Origin of the sequence: Mycobacterium sp. SMC-13 (assembly GCF_045311035.1) — a bacterium.
GTDB lineage: Bacteria > Actinomycetota > Actinomycetes > Mycobacteriales > Mycobacteriaceae > Mycobacterium.
This window is the reverse complement of the sequence record NZ_JBJIAI010000019.1, coordinates 56,374-75,536: the sequence shown is the minus strand read 5'-3', so window position 1 is coordinate 75,536 and position 19,163 is coordinate 56,374. Positions and strand designations below refer to the sequence as shown.

At 67.2% G+C, this 19,163-nt stretch carries 19 protein-coding genes; 11 read left to right on the top strand and 8 right to left on the bottom strand.

The features are described 5' to 3' along the window. Positions 1–7: 7 nt before the first annotated feature. Positions 8–1,570, top strand: a complete 1,563-nt coding sequence (fadD17, locus tag ACJH6I_RS23595; RefSeq protein WP_212807195.1) for a long-chain-fatty-acid--CoA ligase FadD17 — start codon at positions 8–10, stop codon at positions 1,568–1,570. Here the strand turns inward: fadD17 and ACJH6I_RS23590 are convergent. Beyond that, on the bottom strand, positions 1,567–2,664 hold the full coding sequence (locus ACJH6I_RS23590; RefSeq protein WP_212807196.1) for a methyltransferase: 1,098 nt from the start codon (positions 2,662–2,664) through the stop codon (positions 1,567–1,569). The genes fadD17 and ACJH6I_RS23590 overlap by 4 nt on opposite strands. Before the next feature lie 108 nt (positions 2,665–2,772). Between ACJH6I_RS23590 and ACJH6I_RS23585 the strand changes: the two genes are divergently transcribed. Then, positions 2,773–3,459, top strand: a complete 687-nt coding sequence (locus ACJH6I_RS23585; RefSeq protein ID WP_212807197.1) for an LpqN/LpqT family lipoprotein — start codon at positions 2,773–2,775, stop codon at positions 3,457–3,459. A 29-nt stretch (positions 3,460–3,488) separates the two neighbouring features. On the opposite strand, the gene ACJH6I_RS23580 is transcribed toward ACJH6I_RS23585, so the two are convergent. Both ACJH6I_RS23580 and ACJH6I_RS23575 read right to left on the bottom strand, forming a co-directional pair. Further along, entirely contained in the window at positions 3,489–4,610 is a 1,122-nt protein-coding gene (locus ACJH6I_RS23580) for a nitronate monooxygenase family protein (protein WP_212807198.1), read from the bottom strand. A gap of 13 nt (positions 4,611–4,623) precedes the next feature. Further along, on the bottom strand, positions 4,624–6,276 hold the full coding sequence (locus ACJH6I_RS23575; RefSeq protein WP_318985476.1) for an acyl-CoA synthetase: 1,653 nt from the start codon (positions 6,274–6,276) through the stop codon (positions 4,624–4,626). Positions 6,277–6,345: 69 nt separating this feature from the next. Between ACJH6I_RS23575 and ACJH6I_RS23570 the strand changes: the two genes are divergently transcribed. From ACJH6I_RS23570 to ACJH6I_RS23560, 3 genes are all read left to right on the top strand, one after another. Beyond that, complete coding sequence (locus tag ACJH6I_RS23570) at positions 6,346–7,146, top strand: crotonase/enoyl-CoA hydratase family protein (RefSeq protein WP_318985475.1); 801 nt, start codon at positions 6,346–6,348, stop codon at positions 7,144–7,146. After that, positions 7,146–8,114, top strand: coding sequence for an NAD-dependent epimerase/dehydratase family protein (locus ACJH6I_RS23565; RefSeq protein WP_346416029.1), 969 nt, complete (start codon positions 7,146–7,148; stop codon positions 8,112–8,114). Before ACJH6I_RS23570 ends, ACJH6I_RS23565 begins: the two co-directional genes overlap by 1 nt. A 68-nt stretch (positions 8,115–8,182) precedes the next feature. After that, a complete protein-coding gene (locus tag ACJH6I_RS23560) occupies positions 8,183–9,388 on the top strand; it encodes an ATP-binding protein (protein ID WP_346416030.1) in 1,206 nt (401 codons plus the stop codon). Between the two features lies 1 nt (position 9,389). Here ACJH6I_RS23560 and ACJH6I_RS23555 read toward each other — a convergent pair whose 3' ends face one another. The 3 genes from ACJH6I_RS23555 to ACJH6I_RS23545 all read right to left on the bottom strand — a co-directional run bounded on the left by ACJH6I_RS23555 (position 9,390) and on the right by ACJH6I_RS23545 (position 12,482). Further along, entirely contained in the window at positions 9,390–10,595 is a 1,206-nt protein-coding gene (locus ACJH6I_RS23555; protein ID WP_406784565.1) for a cytochrome P450, read from the bottom strand. Further along, on the bottom strand, positions 10,592–11,266 hold the full coding sequence (locus ACJH6I_RS23550) for an acetoacetate decarboxylase family protein (RefSeq protein WP_212814568.1): 675 nt from the start codon (positions 11,264–11,266) through the stop codon (positions 10,592–10,594). The genes ACJH6I_RS23555 and ACJH6I_RS23550 overlap by 4 nt, the downstream gene beginning before the upstream one ends. Positions 11,267–11,450: 184 nt before the next feature. Beyond that, positions 11,451–12,482: an LLM class F420-dependent oxidoreductase gene (locus tag ACJH6I_RS23545; protein WP_406784564.1), complete on the bottom strand. Its 1,032-nt coding sequence runs from the start codon at positions 12,480–12,482 to the stop codon at positions 11,451–11,453. 58 nt (positions 12,483–12,540) lie between these two features. Between ACJH6I_RS23545 and ACJH6I_RS23540 the strand changes: the two genes are divergently transcribed. From ACJH6I_RS23540 to ACJH6I_RS23525, 4 genes are read left to right on the top strand one after another with little or no spacing between them, the layout of a single operon-like run. Next, complete coding sequence (locus ACJH6I_RS23540; RefSeq protein WP_406784563.1) at positions 12,541–13,542, top strand: Zn-ribbon domain-containing OB-fold protein; 1,002 nt, start codon at positions 12,541–12,543, stop codon at positions 13,540–13,542. A gap of 9 nt (positions 13,543–13,551) precedes the next feature. Further along, on the top strand, positions 13,552–14,616 hold the full coding sequence (locus tag ACJH6I_RS23535) for a thiolase domain-containing protein (protein ID WP_406784562.1): 1,065 nt from the start codon (positions 13,552–13,554) through the stop codon (positions 14,614–14,616). Then, the gene (locus ACJH6I_RS23530; protein WP_406784561.1) at positions 14,616–15,791 is read left to right on the top strand and encodes a thiolase domain-containing protein; all 1,176 of its coding nucleotides are present in this window, start codon (positions 14,616–14,618) and stop codon (positions 15,789–15,791) included. The genes ACJH6I_RS23535 and ACJH6I_RS23530 overlap by 1 nt, the downstream gene beginning before the upstream one ends. Before the next feature lies 1 nt (position 15,792). Then, positions 15,793–16,194, top strand: coding sequence for a nuclear transport factor 2 family protein (locus tag ACJH6I_RS23525; protein ID WP_020100770.1), 402 nt, complete (start codon positions 15,793–15,795; stop codon positions 16,192–16,194). A gap of 52 nt (positions 16,195–16,246) precedes the next feature. On the opposite strand, the gene ACJH6I_RS23520 is transcribed toward ACJH6I_RS23525, so the two are convergent. Continuing rightward, positions 16,247–16,771, bottom strand: a complete 525-nt coding sequence (locus ACJH6I_RS23520) for a hypothetical protein (protein WP_318985469.1) — start codon at positions 16,769–16,771, stop codon at positions 16,247–16,249. A gap of 57 nt (positions 16,772–16,828) precedes the next feature. After that, positions 16,829–17,353 (bottom strand): gamma carbonic anhydrase family protein, encoded by a 525-nt coding sequence (locus ACJH6I_RS23515; RefSeq protein ID WP_318985468.1) that lies wholly within the window; start codon positions 17,351–17,353, stop codon positions 16,829–16,831. 127 nt (positions 17,354–17,480) lie between these two features. Here ACJH6I_RS23515 and ACJH6I_RS23510 point away from each other — a divergent pair, with 127 nt between their 5' ends. Next, entirely contained in the window at positions 17,481–18,635 is a 1,155-nt protein-coding gene (locus tag ACJH6I_RS23510) for a Rieske 2Fe-2S domain-containing protein (RefSeq protein ID WP_318985467.1), read from the top strand. Continuing rightward, positions 18,635–19,135 (top strand): hypothetical protein, encoded by a 501-nt coding sequence (locus ACJH6I_RS23505; RefSeq protein ID WP_318985466.1) that lies wholly within the window; start codon positions 18,635–18,637, stop codon positions 19,133–19,135. Before ACJH6I_RS23510 ends, ACJH6I_RS23505 begins: the two co-directional genes overlap by 1 nt. Positions 19,136–19,163 lie beyond the last annotated feature (28 nt).

Below are 19,163 nucleotides of genomic sequence, written 5' to 3'. Positions count from 1 at the left end.
TCGACCGATGTCCTCCCGGCCCACCGTCAGCGATCTGCTGCGCCCGCTCCTCGACGTCACCGACCGCGGGTTGTACGACTGCACAACGGCGCCGGACGACTCCTCACAAGAAAATGATGGCGGCCCAGCCGGTTTCACCAGCTGGGCCGACCACATCGTCGCGGGCGCGCAGTTGGCCGCGGCGCTGAAGGCGCGGCTGGACCCGGCCAAACCGCCGCACATCGGTGTGCTGCTGAGCAATACGACGTTCTTCTCGTCGCTGCTGGTGGCCGCCGCGCTGGCGGGGCTGGTTCCGGTCGGCCTCAACCCGACCCGCCGCGGCGCGGCGCTGGTCGGCGACGCCGAGCGCTCCGACTGCCAGTTGGTGCTCGCCGACAATCCCGACCTGGTCCCGGCCGGTCTGGAGGCCGCGGGCATCGACGTCATCGACGTCGAATCCGCTTCGTGGGCAACCGAACTCGCCGGATTCGCCGGCACCCCGGTGCACTTCGCCGACGTCGATCCCGACGACCTGTTCATGCTGATCTTCACCTCGGGCACCAGCGGTGACCCGAAGGCCGTCCGGGTCACCCACGACAAGGTGGCGTTCCCGGGCCAGATGCTGGCCGACCGCTTCGGCCTCGGGCGCGACGACACGTTCTACCTGGCCATGCCGCTGTTCCACTCCAACGCCGTCATGGCCGGCTGGGCCGTGGCGCTCGCCGCGCAGGGGTCGATTGCGTTGCGCCGCAAGTTCTCTGCCTCCGGATTCCTGACGGATGTGCGGCGCTACGGCGCCACCTACGCCAACTACGTCGGCAAGCCGCTGTCGTACATCCTGGCCACCCCGGCCCAGCCGGACGACGCCGACAATCCGCTGAAGTTCATGTACGGCAACGAGGGTGCCCCACGCGACCTGAACCGGTTCGCACAGCGCTTCGGTGTCATCGTCGTCGACGGTTTCGGCTCCACCGAGGGTGGTGTCGCGATCGCCCGCACCCCGGACACCCCGGCCGGCGCGCTGGGACCGCTGACCGACGAGGTGGCCATCGTCGACGTGGAGACCAGCCTGCCGTGCCCGCCGGGCGTCGTCGGCGAAATCGTGAACCCGACCGGCCGGGGCTGGTTCCGCGGCTACTACAACAACGACGCGGCCGAGGCCGAACGCATGGTCGGCGGCGTCTACCACACCGGCGACCTGGCCTACCGGGACGCGGCAGGGTTCATCTATTTCGCTGGGCGCCTTGGCGATTGGATGCGGGTCGACGGCGAGAACCTAGGCACCGCACCCATCGAGCAGGTGCTGCTGCGGCACCCTGACGTGGTCGAGGCAGCCGTCTACCCGATACCCGATCCCGCCGTCGGCGACCAGGTGATGTCGGCACTCGTCCTCCTCGACCACGCGGAGTTCTCCGCGGACGACTTCAGCGCCTTCCTTGCCGCACAGGAGGATCTGGGCCCCAAGCAGTGGCCCCGGTTCGTCCGCGTCGCCACGACGCTGCCGCGGACCGAGACGTTCAAGGTCATCAAGCGGCAACTGTCGGCCGAGGGTACCGACTGTGCCGACCCGGTTTTCGCGATCGCCCGCTAGTCGTGGACCGGGACGGCCTCGACGAGTGACATCGGGCCCGCCGTCTGGACCACCCGGGTCTGCCGAAAGCCGGCGCGTGCCAACAGGTCCGCGTATTCCGAACCGGTCCGCTCCCGGCCGCCGGCGGCGACCAGCATCTCCAGGTCGAGCAGCATGCCGGGATGGCTGGGCGTGCCTTCCGGCAGCACCAGTTCGACGAGGGCCAGGGTGCCATCGGGGTCGATCGCCTTGCGGACGTTCCGCAGGATCACCAGTGCGCTGTCCTCATCCCAGTCGTGGATGATCGTCTTCAGCAGATACGCGTCCCCGCCTTCGGGCACGGCATCGAAGAACGAGCCACCCGTGACGGTCACGCGGTCCGACACGCCGGCCGCCTTGAGCACCGGGCCCGCGCCCGCGACGACCGACGGCAGGTCGAACAGCACGCCCTGAGCGTCGGTGGCCTGCTGCAGCACCGCACTCAGCAGCGCGCCGTGGCCGCCGCCGACGTCGACGATGTTCTTGAAACGACTGAAATCGTATGCGGGCATGAGGGTTTCGATCGCCATGGCCGACACCGCGGTCATGGCGTTGTTGAACACGTCGGCGAGGTCGCGATCGTTCTCCAGGTATTCGAAGATCGGCATGCCCCGGAGCATCTCCGCGGACGTCTTACCGGTCTGCACCGAGTACAGCAACTGACCCCAGTGTTCCCAGTGCTTGGGGTGGCCGATGAACAGCAGCATCGGTGCCAGCGAGCCCGGCGCATCGGACCGCAGGGCCTGTCCCAGCCGGCTCAGCGCGAACCGGCCATCGCGCTCCCGCTTGAGCAGCGAATTCGCGGCCAACGCCCGCATGAGCCGGGCGGTGGCCTCGGGGTGCGAACCCACCCGGCGGGCGATGTCGTCCGCCGACGCGGGGCCGGCGGCCAGGGCGTCGAAGATGCCCAGCTTGGCGCCGACGTACATGGCCTGGGTCAGCCAGGCACCCTGGCCCAGCTCGAAGAGTGCGACGTTCGCCGGGACGACGGACCGGCGCAACTGGCCCAGTCCGTCACGGACCCGGCCGATGCCGTCGATGAGCCAGCCGGGCGGCGGTTTCTGTGCGTTTGCCACGGCGCTCACAGTAGTGCCACAGCTAATCCCCACGCTAGAGCCGGTTTCTAGTTGGTCCCCGCCCGGCTCACAGGATCACCGCGAGCGTTGTCGATTAGTCTCGGCCCTATGAGAACGTCCGCGATCACCGGCCTCGTCGCGGCAGCGACCGCACTGTCTGTGGTGCTGGCCGGTTGCGACTCCGGCAAAGACGCGAGCGCGTCGTCCGACAACGCGACAAGCGCCGCGCCGACCGCGGCGGACGCGGGCAACAAGCAGGCCGCCGACGGCCCCAACCCGACGATTGCCAGCTACATCAAAGACCACAAGATCACCGAACAGCAGGTGCACCGCACCGATCCGGGCGAGCCGAAGGTCGACCTACCCAAGCCCGACGGCTGGCGAGCCTCCGGCGACGACAACCCGCCGTGGGCCTACGACTCGATCATCTACACCGGACCGGTCGACGCGGCGAACTATGCGCCCAGCGTGGTCGCGCTGCTGTCGAAGCTGACGGGTGATGTCGATGCCAAGGCGCTGATGGCCACCGCTCCCGGAGAGATTCAGAACCTGCCGGGCTTCACGCCGTCGGGCCCCGGGACCGAAACCAAGGTGCGCAACTACCCCGCCTACCGGATCGCCGGTACCTGGGTGTCCGACGGCAAGACGAAGTTCGTCGCACAGCAGACGGTGATCTTCCCGTCGGACGGGGCAACCTATGTCCTGCAACTGAATGCGGACGGCGCGGCAGATCAGACGCCCATCATCCAGGCCGCCACCGATGTGGTGGCGCAGCAGGTGAAGATCACGCCGTAGCGCTGATCGTCACCTGCCGCGCCGCGAAATCAGTTGTCGCGGATGGCGTCCAGGCGCTTGGTGGCGGCCTCGAACTCGGCGACCAATTCGGCGATGATGACCTCGACCGGACGGATCTCGTTCATCCGGCCGACGATCTGACCGACCGGCATGGCGACGGCGGTCGGATCACCGGACTCGTTCATCCGCTGGTGGGCCTCACTGACCAGGATGTTCTGCAACGGCATCGGCAGCGGATCGGGCGCACCTTCGGCGTCCCAGGCGTCGGTCCAGCGGCTCTTGAGCAGCCGGGCCGGCTTGCCGGTGTAGATCTTGCGGCGGACGGTGTCCGCCGAGGTCGCGTTCAGCATCGCCTGCTGCACAACGGAAACGCCCGACTCCAGACGCACACCGAGGTCGTATTCGGCCGACGTCAGGAACGCCGAACCCATCCAGACACCCTGGGCACCCAGCGCCAGCGCGGCGGCCAGCTGGCGCCCGGTGCCGATGCCGCCGGCGGCCAGCACCGGGGCCGAACCACCAAGGGCGTCAACGATTTCCGGCCACAGCACCATGGAACCGATCTCACCGGTGTGGCCACCGGCCTCGTGCCCCTGGGCCACGACGATGTCGACGCCGTTTTCCACGTGCCGCGCCGCGTGCTTGGCCGAGCCGGCCAGTGCGGCCACCGGAACGCCCGCGGCGTGTGCCTGGTCGATGACGTCCTTGGGCGGCGAGCCGAGCGCGTTGGCGATCAGCTTGATCGGGTGCTTGAGCGCCACCTCGACGTGGCTGCGCGCCACCGAGTGGAGCCAGCCGAGCACGCCTTCGTTCTTCTCCTCGTCCGCCGGCAGCGGCGGCACCCCGAGCTCGGCGAGGGTCTTGGCGACGAAGTCCTTGTGCCCCTGCGGGATCAGCTTGTTGATGTCGACGCTGGTGCCCTCGGTGGGGACCTTGGCGGGCATCACGATGTCGACGCCGTACGGCTTGCCGTCGGTGTTGGCGTCCATCCACTGCAGGACGTTCTCAAGATCGTCGGCGTCGTTGAACCGGACGCAACCCAGCACACCCATGCCGCCGGCACGGGTCACGGCGGCGGCCACCTTCTCCGACGGCGTGAAGACGAAGATCGGGTACTCGATCCCGAAGCGTTCGCAGAGTTCGGTTTTCATTTCTCGTTCCTGACTAGGCTTGTGCGCCTGCGTGTTTCGCGTGAACCTCATCGGCGGGACGCGCCTCGGTCTGATCCTTGGCCCAGCGGTAGTCGGGCTTGCCGGCCGGGGAGCGCTTGACCTCGTCGACCAGCCACAGGCTGCGCGGCACCTTGTAGCCGGCGATCTCGCTCCGGACGAACGCATCCAGGTCTGCCAGCGCAGGCCTGGTGCCCTCGCGGGGCTGCACCACGGCCGCGACGTGCTGACCGAAGCGCGGGTCCGGCACGCCGACGACCAGGGCGTCGAACACATCCGGGTGTCCCTTGAGCGCGGCCTCGACCTCTTCGGGGTAGATCTTCTCGCCACCGGAGTTGATCGACACCGAGCCGCGGCCCAGCATCGTCACGCTGCCGTCGGCCTCGACCTCGGCGTAGTCGCCGGGGATCGCGTACCGGACCCCGTTGTAGGTGCGGAAGGTTTCGGCGGTCTTCTTCTCGTCCTTGAAGTAGCCGACCGGGATGTGCCCGCACTTGGCGATGATGCCGCGCACGCCCGAGCCCGGAACCACCTCGTTGCCGTCCTCGTCGAGGACCTTGGTGTTCTTGTCGATGGTGACGCGGGGACCGCCGGTGTGCGACTGGCCCTTCGCCACGATGCTGGTGCCGCCGAAGCCGGTCTCCGACGAGCCGATCGAGTCGGTGATCACGCGGTTCGGCAGCAGCTCGAGGAACTTCTCCTTGAGGCTGGTCGAGAACAGGGCGGCGGTGCTGGCGAGCAGGAACAAGCTGGAGAGGTCGTATTCGTTGCCGGCGTCCTGATGCGCCAGCAGCGCGTCCAGCAGTGGCCGCGCCATCGCGTCGCCGGTGAAGAACAGCAGATTGACCTTGTGCTCGTGGATCATTCGCCAGGCGGCGTCGGCGTCGAACTCCGGCATCAGCACCACGGTGTGGCCGGTGAACAGCGCCATCCAGGTGGCGGACTGCGTCGCGCCGTGAATCATCGGCGGGATGGGAAGCCGGATCATCGGCGGGTTGGCGGCGGCCTGCTTGGACAGGTCGTACTCATCGGCGATGGGCTCGCCGGTGGCGAAGTCGGTGCCGCCGAACAGCACTCGGTAGATGTCCTCGTGCCGCCACATGACGCCCTTGGGGAATCCGGTGGTGCCGCCGGTGTAGAGCAGGTAGATGTCGTCTTCGCTGCGCGGACCGAAGTCACGCTCGGGCGAGCTGTCGGCGATGGCGGAGTAGAACTCAACGCCGCCGTAGCGCTGGAAATCGTTGTCGGACCCGTCTTCCACGACCAGGATCGTCTCGAGCAGCGGCAACTCGGGCAGCACATTGGCGACCCGGTCGGAGTACTGGCGCTCATGGATCAGGGCGACCATGTCCGAGTTGTCGAACAGGTACTTCAGCTCGCCCTCGACGTAGCGGAAGTTGACGTTGACCAGGATCGCGCCGGCCTTGACGATGCCGAGCATGCCGATCACGATCTCGATACGGTTGCGGCAGTAGAGCCCAACCTTGTCGTCTTTCTTCACGCCCTGCGACTGGAGGTAGTGAGCGAGGCGGTTGGCCTTCTCCTCCAATTGGGCATAGGTCAGCTGTTCGTCGCCACAGATGAGTGCGACGCGGTCCGGCACAGCATCAATGGCGTGCTCGGCGAGATCTGCGATGTTCAGAGCCACGTTACATAAACTAGAACGTGTTACATTTTGTGACAAGTCTAACGATCTCGAGACCGGAAGTTGGTACCCGTGAGCGCACCCGAAAAAACCGCAGACGCCCTCATTGAGCAGCGCGGACACACGTTGATCGTCACCCTGAACCGACCCGAGGCCCGCAACGCGCTCTCAGGCGAGATGCTCTCGATAATGGTTGAGGCGTGGGACCGCGTCGACAGCGATCCGGAAATCCGCACCTGCATCCTGACCGGTGCGGGCGGCTACTTCTGCGCCGGTATGGACCTCAAGGGCGCCACCAAGAAGCCGCCGGGCGACTCGTTCAAAGACGGCAGCTACGACCCGTCGCGCATCGACGGTCTGCTCAAGGGCCGCCGCCTGACCAAGCCGCTGATCGCGGCGGTCGAGGGCCCGGCCATCGCCGGCGGCACCGAGATCCTGCAGGGCACCGACATCCGCGTCGCCGGGGAGAGCGCCAAGTTCGGCATCTCCGAGGCCAAGTGGAGCCTGTACCCGATGGGCGGTTCGGCGGTGCGCCTGGTGCGCCAGATTCCGTACACCATCGCGTGCGACATGCTGCTGACCGGCCGGCATATCACCGCGCAGCAGGCCTTGGACTACGGGCTGATCGGCCACGTGGTTCCGGACGGCACCGCGCTGGAGAAGGCTCTCGAGATCGCCGAGGTGATCAACAACAACGGTCCGCTGGCGGTGCAGGCCATCCTCAAGACCATCCGCGAGACCGAGGGCATGCACGAGAACGACGCCTTCAAGCCCGATACCGCCAACGGCATCCCGGTGTTCCTGTCCGAGGACGCCAAGGAAGGCCCGCTGGCATTCAAGGAGAAGCGCGCACCGCAGTTCAAGATGCGCTGATGCACATCGCAGTGACGGGCGGCACCGGCTACGTCGGTGCCCACACCGTCCGCGCCCTGCTGGCCGCCGGACATACGGTCCGGCTGCTCGTGATTCCCGGCGGCAGCGACGACGCCGCGCTCGACGCGCTGGGCCAGATCGGTCCGCTCGAGATCCTGACCGGCGACATCCGGGACCCCGCAACGGTTTCCGAGTTGCTGACCGGCTGCGACGCCGCACTGCACGCGGCCGGTGTCGTCGGCACCGACAGCCGGCGCACCCAGCTGATGTGGGACATCAACGCCTACGCCACCGAGGCCCTGTTGACGCGGGCCGCTGAGTTGGGCCTCGACCCGATCGTCTCGGTGTCGTCCTACAGCTCGCTGTTCCCGCCGACCGACGGCATCATCGGCCCCGACACTCCCCCGGCACCCGGCCGCAGCGACTACGCCCGCACCAAGGCCTACGCCGACAACGCCGCCCGCCGGCTGCAGGCCGAGGGTGCGCCCGTCGTCGTGACCTACCCGTCGTCGGTCGTCGGACCGGCGTTCCACACGGCAGTCGGTGTGACACAACGTGGTTGGGACCCCATCGTGCGCTACCGCGTCGCCCCGCGGCTGCGCGGCGGCATGCAGATGATCGATGTCGGTGACGTGGCCCGGGTACACACGGCGCTTATGCAGCCCGGCCGCGGCCCGAAGCGCTATGTCTGCGGCGGCGTGCTGCTGACGTTCGATCAGATGGTCGACGCGCTGCAGTCGGCGCTGGGCCGGCCGATCCGGCGGATTCCGCTGTCGCCCGGCATGTTTCGCGGCGTCGGCCGGGTGTCGGATGCCGCCGGGCGCTGGCTGCCCCTGGCCGAGGGGCTGAGCTATGAAGCCGCCCTGCTGCTGACGGCCGCCGTCCCCACCGACGACAGCCTGACCTTGTCCGACCTGAGCCTGACCTGGCGCGACCCCCGAGAGTCGATCGTCGAATCTTTTGCGTGATTCGTGCACGATTTTCCGCGGCCATCGCGGAAAATCGTGCACAAATCACGAAAGCCAGGGGGACTCAGATGCCAAGCACCGACACCTCGCTGGTGCGGGGTCTGCTGCTGCAGTTCGCCCTGCGGGCACTGCTGGCGGTGTTCGTCGGATTCGGCCTGCTGCTGGAGCCCCCGAACGCGAACCTGCGGCTGCACTGGGGCATCTTCGCCTGCTACGTCGCGATGGTCGCGGCGTGGGGTTGGTGGGGACGACGTTCGGCCGACCACGCCGATCGACGCACCCAGCGCGCCGTGGCGCTGCTCATGCTGTGCGCGGATCTGACTGTGGTGGCGGTCATTTCAGTGGACAGCGGGCTCAGTTCGCCGGAAACGTGGACGTCGGACGTGATGCAGCACGGGCTCTTCCTGATCCCGCTGATCGCGGCAGCTCAGCTCGATCCCGCCGTCAGCGCCATGATCGCGATTCCCACCGTCGCCACGTTCTTCGTCGTGAACTGGATCGACCGCGAGGCCAACGGTCACGAACCCTGGGCCTCGATCCTGTTGCGGACCGCCATCGTGTTCGGCCTGGCCGCCGGTTCGGTCGCGCTGTCGTGGGTGCAGCAAGCCAAGACCAGGACCATCGCCGGGCTGGCTCAGGAGCGGACCCGTCTGCTCGAAGAGGTCATCAGCCTGGAGAAGCGCGAACGCCAATCCCTCTCGGAGCGCCTGCACGACGGCGCCTTGCAGTACGTCCTGGTGGCGCGGCACGACATGGAGGACGTCCGCGACGGGTCGGTCGAGGGCATGGACCGTGTCGACTTCGCGCTCGCCGAATCCTCCCGGCTGCTGCGCGATGTGGTGCGTGAACTGCATCCCGAGGTGCTGGCCCGCTCCGGCCTCAAGGCCGCGATCACCGCGCTGGCCGACGGCATCGCCGCACGCACCAGCATCACGGTTCATCTGGACGCCGACGACTGGCCCGACGACCTGCGCACCGACGCCGACCACCTGCTCTACAGCGCGGCCCGCGAATTCTCGACCAACGCGATCAAGCACGCGCACGCCGACAACCTGCGATTCCGGCTGGCGCACAACGGAAGCCGGGCCGAACTACGCATCGCCGACGACGGCGTCGGCATCCCGCCGGACCGGCTCGCGCAGAGCGTCGAGGACGGTCACATCGGATTCGCGTCGATCTGCACGAAAGTGCTTGCCACAGGCGGCGAATTCACGGTCACCGGCGCACCCGGCACCGTCATCTCGATGGCGGTGCCGGCCACAGTGAGCGGCTAGCTCAGAGCACCCGGGCGGTCGGGGTGAACACCACCGGCATGGCTTCGGGGCCGCTGACGAAGTTGGCGGCGCGCAGCGGGATCTCGGCACCGTCGGCCAAGCGGAGGTCGGGCAGGCGCTGCAGCAGCCGCTCGGTCATCAGTCGCAGTTCCAGCCGGGCCAGCTGGTTGCCCATACAGAAGTGGGTGCCGAAGCCGAATGCCAAGTGGCTGTTGGGGTTCCGGTCGATGTGGAATTCGTCCGGGTTGGCGAACTGGTCGCCGTCGAAGTTCGCCGACTCGAACATCAGCATGACCTTCTCGTCCTTCTTCAGCTCGGTGCCGTAGAAGACGGTGTCCGCGGTCAGCGTGCGACACATGTTCTTGATGGGCGAGGTCCAGCGCAGCATCTCCTCGATCGCGCCGGGCATCAGCGACGGATCCGCGACGAGGCGGTCCCACTGGTCGCGGTTGCGCATCAGCTGCTCGGTGCCGCCGGACAGCGTGTGCCGCGTGGTCTCGTCGCCGCCGATCAGGATCAGCAGAGTCTCCATGACGATCTCGTCATCGCTCAGCCGCTGACCTTCGACCTCGGAGTTGATGAACACCGAGAACAGGTCGTCGGTCGGGTTGGCCCGCCGGTCCTTGATGACGTCCATGGTGAAAGCCGTATATGCCGCAAAGGTTTCCATCAGCTTCTGGATCGACGACTCGTCCAGGTGCGACGACAGCCCCGACACCAGCTCGTCGGACCAATCGAGCAGCATCTCGCGCTCTTCGGGCACCACTCCGAGCATGTCGCCGATGACGGCCATGGGCAGCGGGGCCGCCAGGTCGCGGACGAAGTCGGCCTCGCCCTTCTCGCAGACGTTGTCGATCAGCGCATCGACCAGACGCCCGATCGACGGCACCTTGTCCATGACGCGCTTGCGGGTGAAGCCGGCGTTGACGAGCTTGCGCCGCAACAGGTGTGCCGGATCGTCCATGTCGATCATGTACGGCATCCCCGGCTGGTCGGGGCGGATGCCGCCGGCGTTGGAGAACAGTTCGGCGTTGCGCTCGGCGTCGAGGACGGACTGGTAGGTCGTCACCGCGGCCTGTCCGGTGCGGTCCCGGAACACCGGCTCGTTGGCCCGCATCCACCGGTACGCCTCGTGCGCGGCTGCCCGGTCGGCATAGAACCGGCCGTCGGCCAGGTCAACGTCGGGGCGGGTGATAACACTGGTCACTTGATCTCCTGAGCGTCGGCGAAGGTCATGTCTACGTTGTCAGCGGAACCCGAGAGCATGGCGCGTTTCGGCAATCCGAGGGCCGCCAATTCCCGGGCGTACGGGTGGTCACCGAGGCGCACCGTCACGCCCCCGGGCCGATAGCGCACGCCGGACGGTCTCATCACGCCGACGGTCTCGCGGCTGACACCGTCGAGGTGCGAATAGGTCGGGGGCGCCTGGGGTTTCGAAGGCGCGGGCACCGGCAGGCCGGGCCGGAAGTCCATCCCGACGGCGAACCGGCCGTCGATGGTGACGTCGAAGCCGAAGTTCTTCCCGTCACGGACGGCGAAGTCCGCCATGACCTTCGGATAGCCCCAGATCGATCGGCCGGCCTCCAGCGTGAAGGCCTGGTCGACGGGCAGGTGATGGATGAAGGCGCCGGCGGACTGCAGGGCGCGCAGGCCCGAGGCGTTCGAGCCGGGCGGGTTCACCATGATGTTGGTGCCGTACTCGTAGTACTCGCCGAGGTCGCTGTCGACGTAGTGCATCAGCATCAGCACGGCCACCGCCCGGCGCGGGCGAAACCGGCACACCTGCAGGCCGCTGTAGTCGATCATGCGTTGCGCGGCATCGGCGTCCACCGAGAACATCGCCATGTGCTGCGTCGCCTTACGGACGCGCACGGGCATGGTCAGCACGGTGCCGGCAATGACATGCTGCGACGGTGCGGACTCGGTGGCGTCTGTCACAGCACAAATCTAGAACACGTTATAGACACTTTGCAATAAGTGTCTACTGCCAACTTTGCGAGCAGACGCAAAACTGCACGTCGACAGCCCAAAACGACAGTTTTACGTCTGTTCGCGAGGGAAACTAGACCAATTCAGCCAGCTGGTTGATCTGCTCGACCGACTTGGCCCCGACGACCATCATCGTCACGCCCGAGGCTTCCCAGGCCTTGATCTGTTCCTTGACGTAGTCCAGGTTGCCGACGATCGCGGAGTCGTCGACCAACTCGTCCGGAATGACCTTGGCCGCCTCGTCCTTGCGGTCGCTGCGGAACAGCTTGGTGACATCGTCGACGACCTCGGAGTAGCCCATGCGGCGGTACACCTCGGCGTGGAAGTTGGTGTCCTCCGAACCCATGCCGCCCATGTAGAGCGCCAGGTGCGGCTTCATCATCTCCATGACCATCGGCCGGTCGTCGGTGACGATGATCTGTGCGGTGGCACAGATTTCGAACGTCTCGCGGGTCCGGCGAGCGCCGGCGCGCGCGAAGCCCTCGTCGAGCCATTCGTTGTACATGCCGGAGATCCGGGGCGAGTAGAAGATCGGCAACCACCCGTCGGCGATCTCGGCGGCCAGCGCGACGTTCTTGGGGCCTTCGGCGCCCAGCATCACCGGGATGTCCGCGCGCAGCGGATGCGTGATCGGCTTGAGCGGCTTGCCCAGACCCGTCGTGCCCTCACCCGAGAGCGGCAGCGGGTAGTGCGGGCCGTCGCTCGTCACCGGGGCCTCGCGGGCCCATACCTTGCGCAGGATGTCGATGTACTCGCGGGTGCGGGCCAGCGGCTTCGGGAACTTCTGGCCGTACCAGCCCTCGACGACCTGCGGCCCCGAGACGCCGAGGCCGAGGATGTGCCGACCGCCCGACAGGTGGTCGAGCGTGAGGGCCGCCATGGCGCACGCCGTGGGGGTGCGGGCCGACATCTGGATCACCGAGGTGCCCAGGCGCATCCGCGTGGTTTCCCGGCCCCACCAGGCCAGCGGGGTGTAGGCGTCCGAGCCCCAGGCCTCCGCGGTGAAGACGGTGTCGAAACCGGCTTCCTCCGCGGCGGCGACGAGCGTCGCGTGGTCGGTGGGCGCCTTGGCGCCCCAGTATCCGAGCTGCAAACCGAGTTTCATGGGGTCGCCTTTCCGAACGTGCTTGCCACGATTGTTAGAACCTGTTCTACTCGATGCCGTGAGCGTTAGCCAAAGCAGCCCAGCCCAGATGGCAGGCCATGAGCCGCCCCTTTCGGCTCCGCTGAAACTGTCATTCGACTACACCCGTTCAGTCGGTCCGGTCCTGAGTCAGTTCTTCACCGCGCTGCGCGGACGACGCATCGTCGGCACCCGCGGTTCGGACGGCCGGGTACACGTCCCGCCCGCCGAGTATGACCCTGTCACGTATGAGGCCCTGACCGAGGTGGTTCCGGTTTCCAGTGTCGGCACCGTGGTGTCGTGGACCTGGCAGCCCGAGCCGCTGGAAGGCCAGCCCCTGCAGCGCCCGTTCGCCTGGGCGCTCATCAAGCTCGACGGCGCGGACACCCCGCTGTTGCACGCCGTCGACGCGCCTGAGGGGTCGCTGAAGTCCGGCGATCGCGTCCGCGCGCACTGGGTCGACGAGCCCGTCGGCGCCATCACGGACATCGCGTACTTCGTGCCCGGTGAAGACGCCGAAGAACCGTTGCCGGCCGACGACCGCGACCCGGTGACCATGCTGGTCTCGCCGTCGTCCATCGAAATCCAGCACACCGCTTCACTTCCCGAGAGCACCTTCCTGCGCGGTCTGCAGGAGGGCAAGCTGCTCGGTGGCCGCACCAAGGTCGGCCGCGACGGTAAGCCCGGCCCGGTGCTGTTCCCGCCGAAGGAGGCCGACCCGGCCACCGGCATGGTTCTCGACGAGTTCGTCGAGCTGCCCGACCGCGGCACCGTCACCACCTTCGCGATCATCAACATCCCGTTCCCGGGTCAGCGCATCAAGCCGCCGTACGTGGCCGCCTACGTGCTGCTCGACGGTGCCGACATCCCGTTCCTGCACCTGGTCACCGAGATCGACGCGGCCGATGTCCGGATGGGCATGCGGGTCCAGGCGGTGTGGAAGCCCCGCGAGGAGTGGGGCCTGGGCATCGACAACATCTCGCACTTCAAACCATCCGGCGAACCCGACGCCGACTACGACTCGTACAAGCACCACCTGTAAAGGGCCACAATGACTTCCAGTGAAGTAGCGGTCGTCGGGTTCGCGCATGCCCCGCATGTGCGCCGCACCGACGGCACCACGAACGGCGTCGAGATGCTGATGCCGTGCTTTGCCAAGCTGTTCACCGAGTTGGGCCTGCAGCAGACCGATATCGGTTTCTGGTGCTCGGGCTCCTCGGATTACCTTGCCGGCCGGGCATTTTCGTTCATCTCCGCCATCGACTCGATCGGCGCGGTGCCGCCGATCAACGAGTCGCACGTCGAGATGGACGCCGCTTGGGCGCTGTACGAGGCCTACATCAAGATCCTGACGGGCGAGGTCGACACCGCGCTGGTCTACGGCTTCGGCAAGGGCAGCGCCGGCACCCTGCGCCGGGTGCTGGCCCTGCAGACCGACCCGTACACCGTCTCGCCGCTGTGGCCGGACGCCGTCTCGATGGCCGGCCTGCAGGCCCGGTTCGGCCTGGACGCCGGTAAGTGGACCGCCGAGCAGATGGCGCAGGTGGCGCTGGACTCGTTCGCCGTCGCCGAGCGCGTCGACCGCCTCGAGTCCGCGACCAGCGTGAGCGAGCTGCTGTCGCGGCCGTTCTTCGCCGACCCGCTGCGCCGTCACGACATCGCGCCGATCACCGACGGCGCGTCGGCGATCGTGCTGGCCTCGGCCGACAAGGCGCGCGAGCTGCGCGAAAACCCCGCCTGGATCACCGGTTTCGAGCACCGCATCGAGACGCCGATCCTGGGTGCCCGTGATCTCACGGTGTCGACGTCGACCGCCGCTTCGGCCGCCGCCGCCACCGGTGGGGACACCGGCTCCATCGACATCGCCGAGTTGCACGCGCCGTTCAGCCACCAGCAGCTGATCCTCACCGAGGCGATCGGGTTGAAGGACTCGACCAAGATCAACCCGTCGGGTGGCGCCTTGGCCGCCAACCCGATGTTCTCCGCCGGCCTGGAGCGCATCGGCTTCGCCGCCGAGCACATCTTCAACGGCTCGGCGAACCGCGTCCTGGCCCACGCCACGAGTGGTCCTGCGCTGCAACAGAATCTGATTGCCGTCCTGGAGGGTAAGAACTGATGGCGAACAAAGCTGCCGTCCTCGGTACGGGACAGACCAAGTACGTCGCCAAGCGTTCCGACGTCTCGATGAACGGCCTGGTGCGCGAGGCCATCGACCGCGCGCTCGCGGACTCCGGTTGCACGATGGCCGACATCGACGCCGTCGTCGTCGGCAAGGCACCGGACTTCTTCGAGGGCGTCATGATGCCCGAGCTGTTCATGGCCGACGCCACCGGCGCCACCAACAAGCCGCTCATCCGCGTGCACACCGCCGGTTCGGTGGGTGGCTCGACCGCGATCGTCGCCGCCAGCCTGGTCAAGTCCGGCAAGTACCGCCGCGTCCTGACCATGGCGTGGGAGAAGCAGTCCGAGTCGAATGCCATGTGGGCACTGTCGATTCCGGTGCCGTTCACCAAGCCCGTCGGTGCCGGCGCGGGCGGTTACTTCGCCCCGCACGTGCGCGCCTACATCCGCCGCTCGGGCGCGCCCGAGCACATCGGCGCCATGGTGGCGGTCAAGGACCGGCTCAACGGCGCCAAGAACCCGCTGGCGCACCTGCACCAGCCCGACATCACCGTCGAGAAGGTGATGTCATCGCAGATGCTCTGGGACCCAATCCGTTTCGATGAGACCTGCCCGTCGTCGGACGGCGCGGCCGCCCTGGTCATCGGCAATGAGGAAGTGGCCGACGCCCGCGTCGCCGAGGGGCACCCGGTGGCCTGGATCCACGCCACCGCGCTGCGCACCGAGCCGCTGGCCTACTCGGGCCGCGACCAGGTGAACCCGCAGGCCGGCCGCGACGCGGCCGCTGCCCTCTGGCGCGACGCCGGGATCACCAGCCCGATCGACGAAATCGACTGCGCCGAGGTCTATGTGCCGTTCTCCTGGTACGAGCCGATGTGGCTGGAGAACCTCGGCTTCGCGCCCGAGGGCGAAGGCTGGAAGCTGACCGAGGCCGGCGAGACGGCCATCGGCGGTCGGATTCCGTTCAACGCCTCCGGCGGTGTGCTGTCGTCGAATCCCATTGGCGCATCCGGCATGATCCGCTTCGCCGAGTCGGCCATCCAGGTCATGGGCAAGGCCGGCGACCACCAGGTCGAGGGCGCCCGTAAGGCGCTGGGCCACGCGTACGGCGGTGGCGCACAGTACTACTCGATGTGGGTCGTCTCGAGCGACAAGCCCGGAAAGAACTGACATGACGGTTTCCGACCCGAATCACCCCGCGCACCTGGCCGGCAAGCGGTCCCGCGATGCCGTGGCCGCCCGCGACAAGGAGGCCTGGCTGGCCAACTTCGCCGACGACGCCATCGTGCAGGACCCGATCGGGCCGTCGTTCCTCGATCCCGAGGGCAAGGGGCACCGCGGCAAGGAAGCCATCTCGGCCTTCTGGGACAAGGCGATCGCGCCCACCGACAGTCTCGTGTTCAACTTCGAGACCACCTACCAGTGCGGTGACGAGGAAGCCAACGTCGGCAACATCGTGACCACCATCGGCGGGCACGACTTCACCACCCACGGCGTCTTCACCTACCGCGCCAACGAGGCCGGGCAACTCCTGGCGCTGCGCGCCTTCTGGGAAGCGCCGCGTACCTCGTGATTTGTGCACGATTTTCCGCGCTGGCCGCGGAAAATCGTGCACAAATCGCTCGTTAGAAAGTCCAGGAGCCCGACGGCTGCAGGACGAAGCCGTGGCCGCCGCCGGTGGAGTCGATGCAGGCGGTGACGCCACCGGCCACCACGCCGCACGTCATCGTCGTCAGAGTGACCTTCTCCCCCGGCGCGAGTAGTGGTGCGCCGGCCAGATCGGTCGGGTAGTCACCGCGGTAGTTGCTGATCGTGCCCTCGTTGGCCGCGTGCAGCTGCGCCACCCCGAAATCGCGGGGCGCCTTGGCGTTGGGATCGGCGGTGACGGGCAGGCCCGTCGTCCCCGGCACCGGGCCGTAGCACCGCACGCTCGGCGCCACGCCGCCCAGCGCGCTGATGAGGCATGCCAGGCCCTCGGGTGTTGAGAACTTCACCACCTGCTGATCGGTGCGCTGGTAGGTCGCCAGATGCGTCGACGTGACGACGCTGAAGCCCGTGAAGTCGGGAAAGTTGGGCGGCGGCGCGGCGTGCGCGGACGGAGCCGTCAGCGCAATGGAGGCACCGGCCAGGACGACGAGCGGCAGCTTCATGCGCCCAGTCTTGGCCGAACGTCGGCCCGAATGTCAGATTTCCACGAAATCCGGGCGCTACAGCTCTTCGAGACCCGTCAGGTAGCGCTCTGCCAGTTCGCGGTAGGCCTGCGGATTGGTGTTGATCCACGTCTCGGCACCGGTTCCGGAGATCGGGCCGCGAATCTTGGCCGGCGAACCCACGACCAGCACTTCGTCGGGGATCTTGGTTCCGGCGACCACCAGCGAATGGGCGGCGACCAGGCTGCGGCGGCCGATCACCGCGCCGTCGAGGATGGTGCTGTTGTTGGCGATGAGTGCTTCGGCACCGACATGGGCGCCGTGCACGACGCACAGGTGCGCGATGGTCGCGCCGGGCCCGATGTCGACCGGAATGCCGGGAGGGGCGTGCAGCACCGACCCGTCCTGCACGTTTGCACCGTTGCGGATGACGACGGGCGCGTAATCGGCGCGCAGAACCGCGTTGAACCACACCGAGGCCCCGGCTTCGACACGAACATCGCCGATCAGCACGGCGGTGGGGGCGATGAACGCCGTGGGGTCGACGACCGGGCTCCGGCCCTCGAAGGAGTAAAGCGGCATGGACAGAACCTACCCCGTCGCTTCGCTCGCCCTCGCAATACACCGCAGGTGGGGACGCTTGCATTGCGCTGCACCGAGGAAAAACTGTAACGTGTTCTAGTTACTAGGCACAGATTGGGAGGCCAAGGTGAGCACCGAAACCGCGGGGGTTCGCGAGATCGATACCGGCGTGCTGCCGGACCGCTTTGCCCGTGGATGGCACTGCGTGGGTCCTGTGAAGAACTTCCTGGACGGCAAGCCGCATTCGTTCGAGGCGTTCGGCACCAAGTTGGTGGTGTTCGCGGACTCGAAGGGTGACCTGAAAATCCTGGACGGCTACTGCCGCCACATGGGCGGTGACCTGTCGCAGGGCACCATCAAGGGGGATGCGGTCGCATGCCCGTTCCACGACTGGCGCTGGGGCGGCGACGGCAGGTGCCAGCTGGTGCCCTACGCCAAGCGCACGCCGCGCCTGGCCCGTACCCGCGCCTGGCACACCGACGTCCGTGGCGGTCTGCTCTTCGTGTGGCACGACCACGAGGGCAACCCGCCTCAGGAAGAGGTGCGGATCCCCGAGATCCCCGAATTCCACAGTGACAACTGGACCGACTGGCAGTGGAACTCGCTGCTGATCGAGGGCAGCAACTGCCGCGAGATCATCGACAACGTCACTGACATGGCGCACTTCTTCTACATTCACTACGGCCTGCCGACGTACTTCAAGAACGTCTTCGAAGGTCACATCGCCAGCCAGTACCTGCACAACGTGGGCCGGCCGGACATCGGTGGCATGGGCACCCAGTACGGCGAGGCGCACCTGGATTCGGAGGCCTCGTACTTCGGGCCGTCGTTCATGATCAACTGGCTGCACAACAACTACAGCGGCTACAAGGCCGAGTCGATCCTGATCAACTGCCACTACCCGGTCAGCCAGGACGCGTTCGTGCTGCAGTGGGGCGTCATCGTCGAAAAGCCCAAGGGCATGGACGAAAAGACCACCCAGAAGCTCGCCGACGCCATGACCGACGGGGTCAGCAAGGGCTTCCTGCAGGACGTCGAAATCTGGAAGCACAAGACCCGCATCGACAACCCGCTGCTGGTCGAAGAAGACGGCGCCGTCTACCAGATGCGCCGCTGGTACCAGCAGTTCTACGTCGACGTCGCCGACATCACCCCGGACATGACCGACCGCTTCGAGCTGGAGATCGACACCACGGTCGCCAACGAGAAGTGGCAGGGCGAAGTGGCCGAGAACCTGCGCCTGCAGGCCGAGGCCAAGGAATCAGCAGAGCAGTCCAGCTGATGCCCCAGCACAGCGAGCGGGATCAGGCTCGGAGCCCATTCGTCGGCACCGCCGACGAAGCCGAGAGCCTGGCCCGTTCGATGCTGCAGCTGATGGGTCACGGCGAAGACGACGACCACGCCCATCCCGCATCCGATGCGCCGGCGAACGGATCCTGGTCCAAGGCACCGGATTTCGCCGGCGACCCGGTGCGCCTGGCCGCGGTTCGTGAAGCCACCGCGGCCGACCGGCAGCGGTACCTGACCTCGGGTCTGGTTCCGGTCGACTGCCGGTTCTGCCACTCGACGGTCTCGGTGAAGAAGTTGGGTCCGGAACACACTGCGGTGCAGTGGAATTCGGAGGCGACGCAGCGGTGCGCATATTTCAGCGAGATCCGCGCCGAAGGCGGCGATCCCAGTCGCAGCCGCTCGTGCCCCAAGATGTCCGACAGCATCAAGCACGCGGTCGCCGAGGGATGCCTGGAGGAGTTCTCCACCGCTCCCTCCCCCGGCGACGGCTGAGTTTCTCTCGCGCAGAAACGCGAAAACC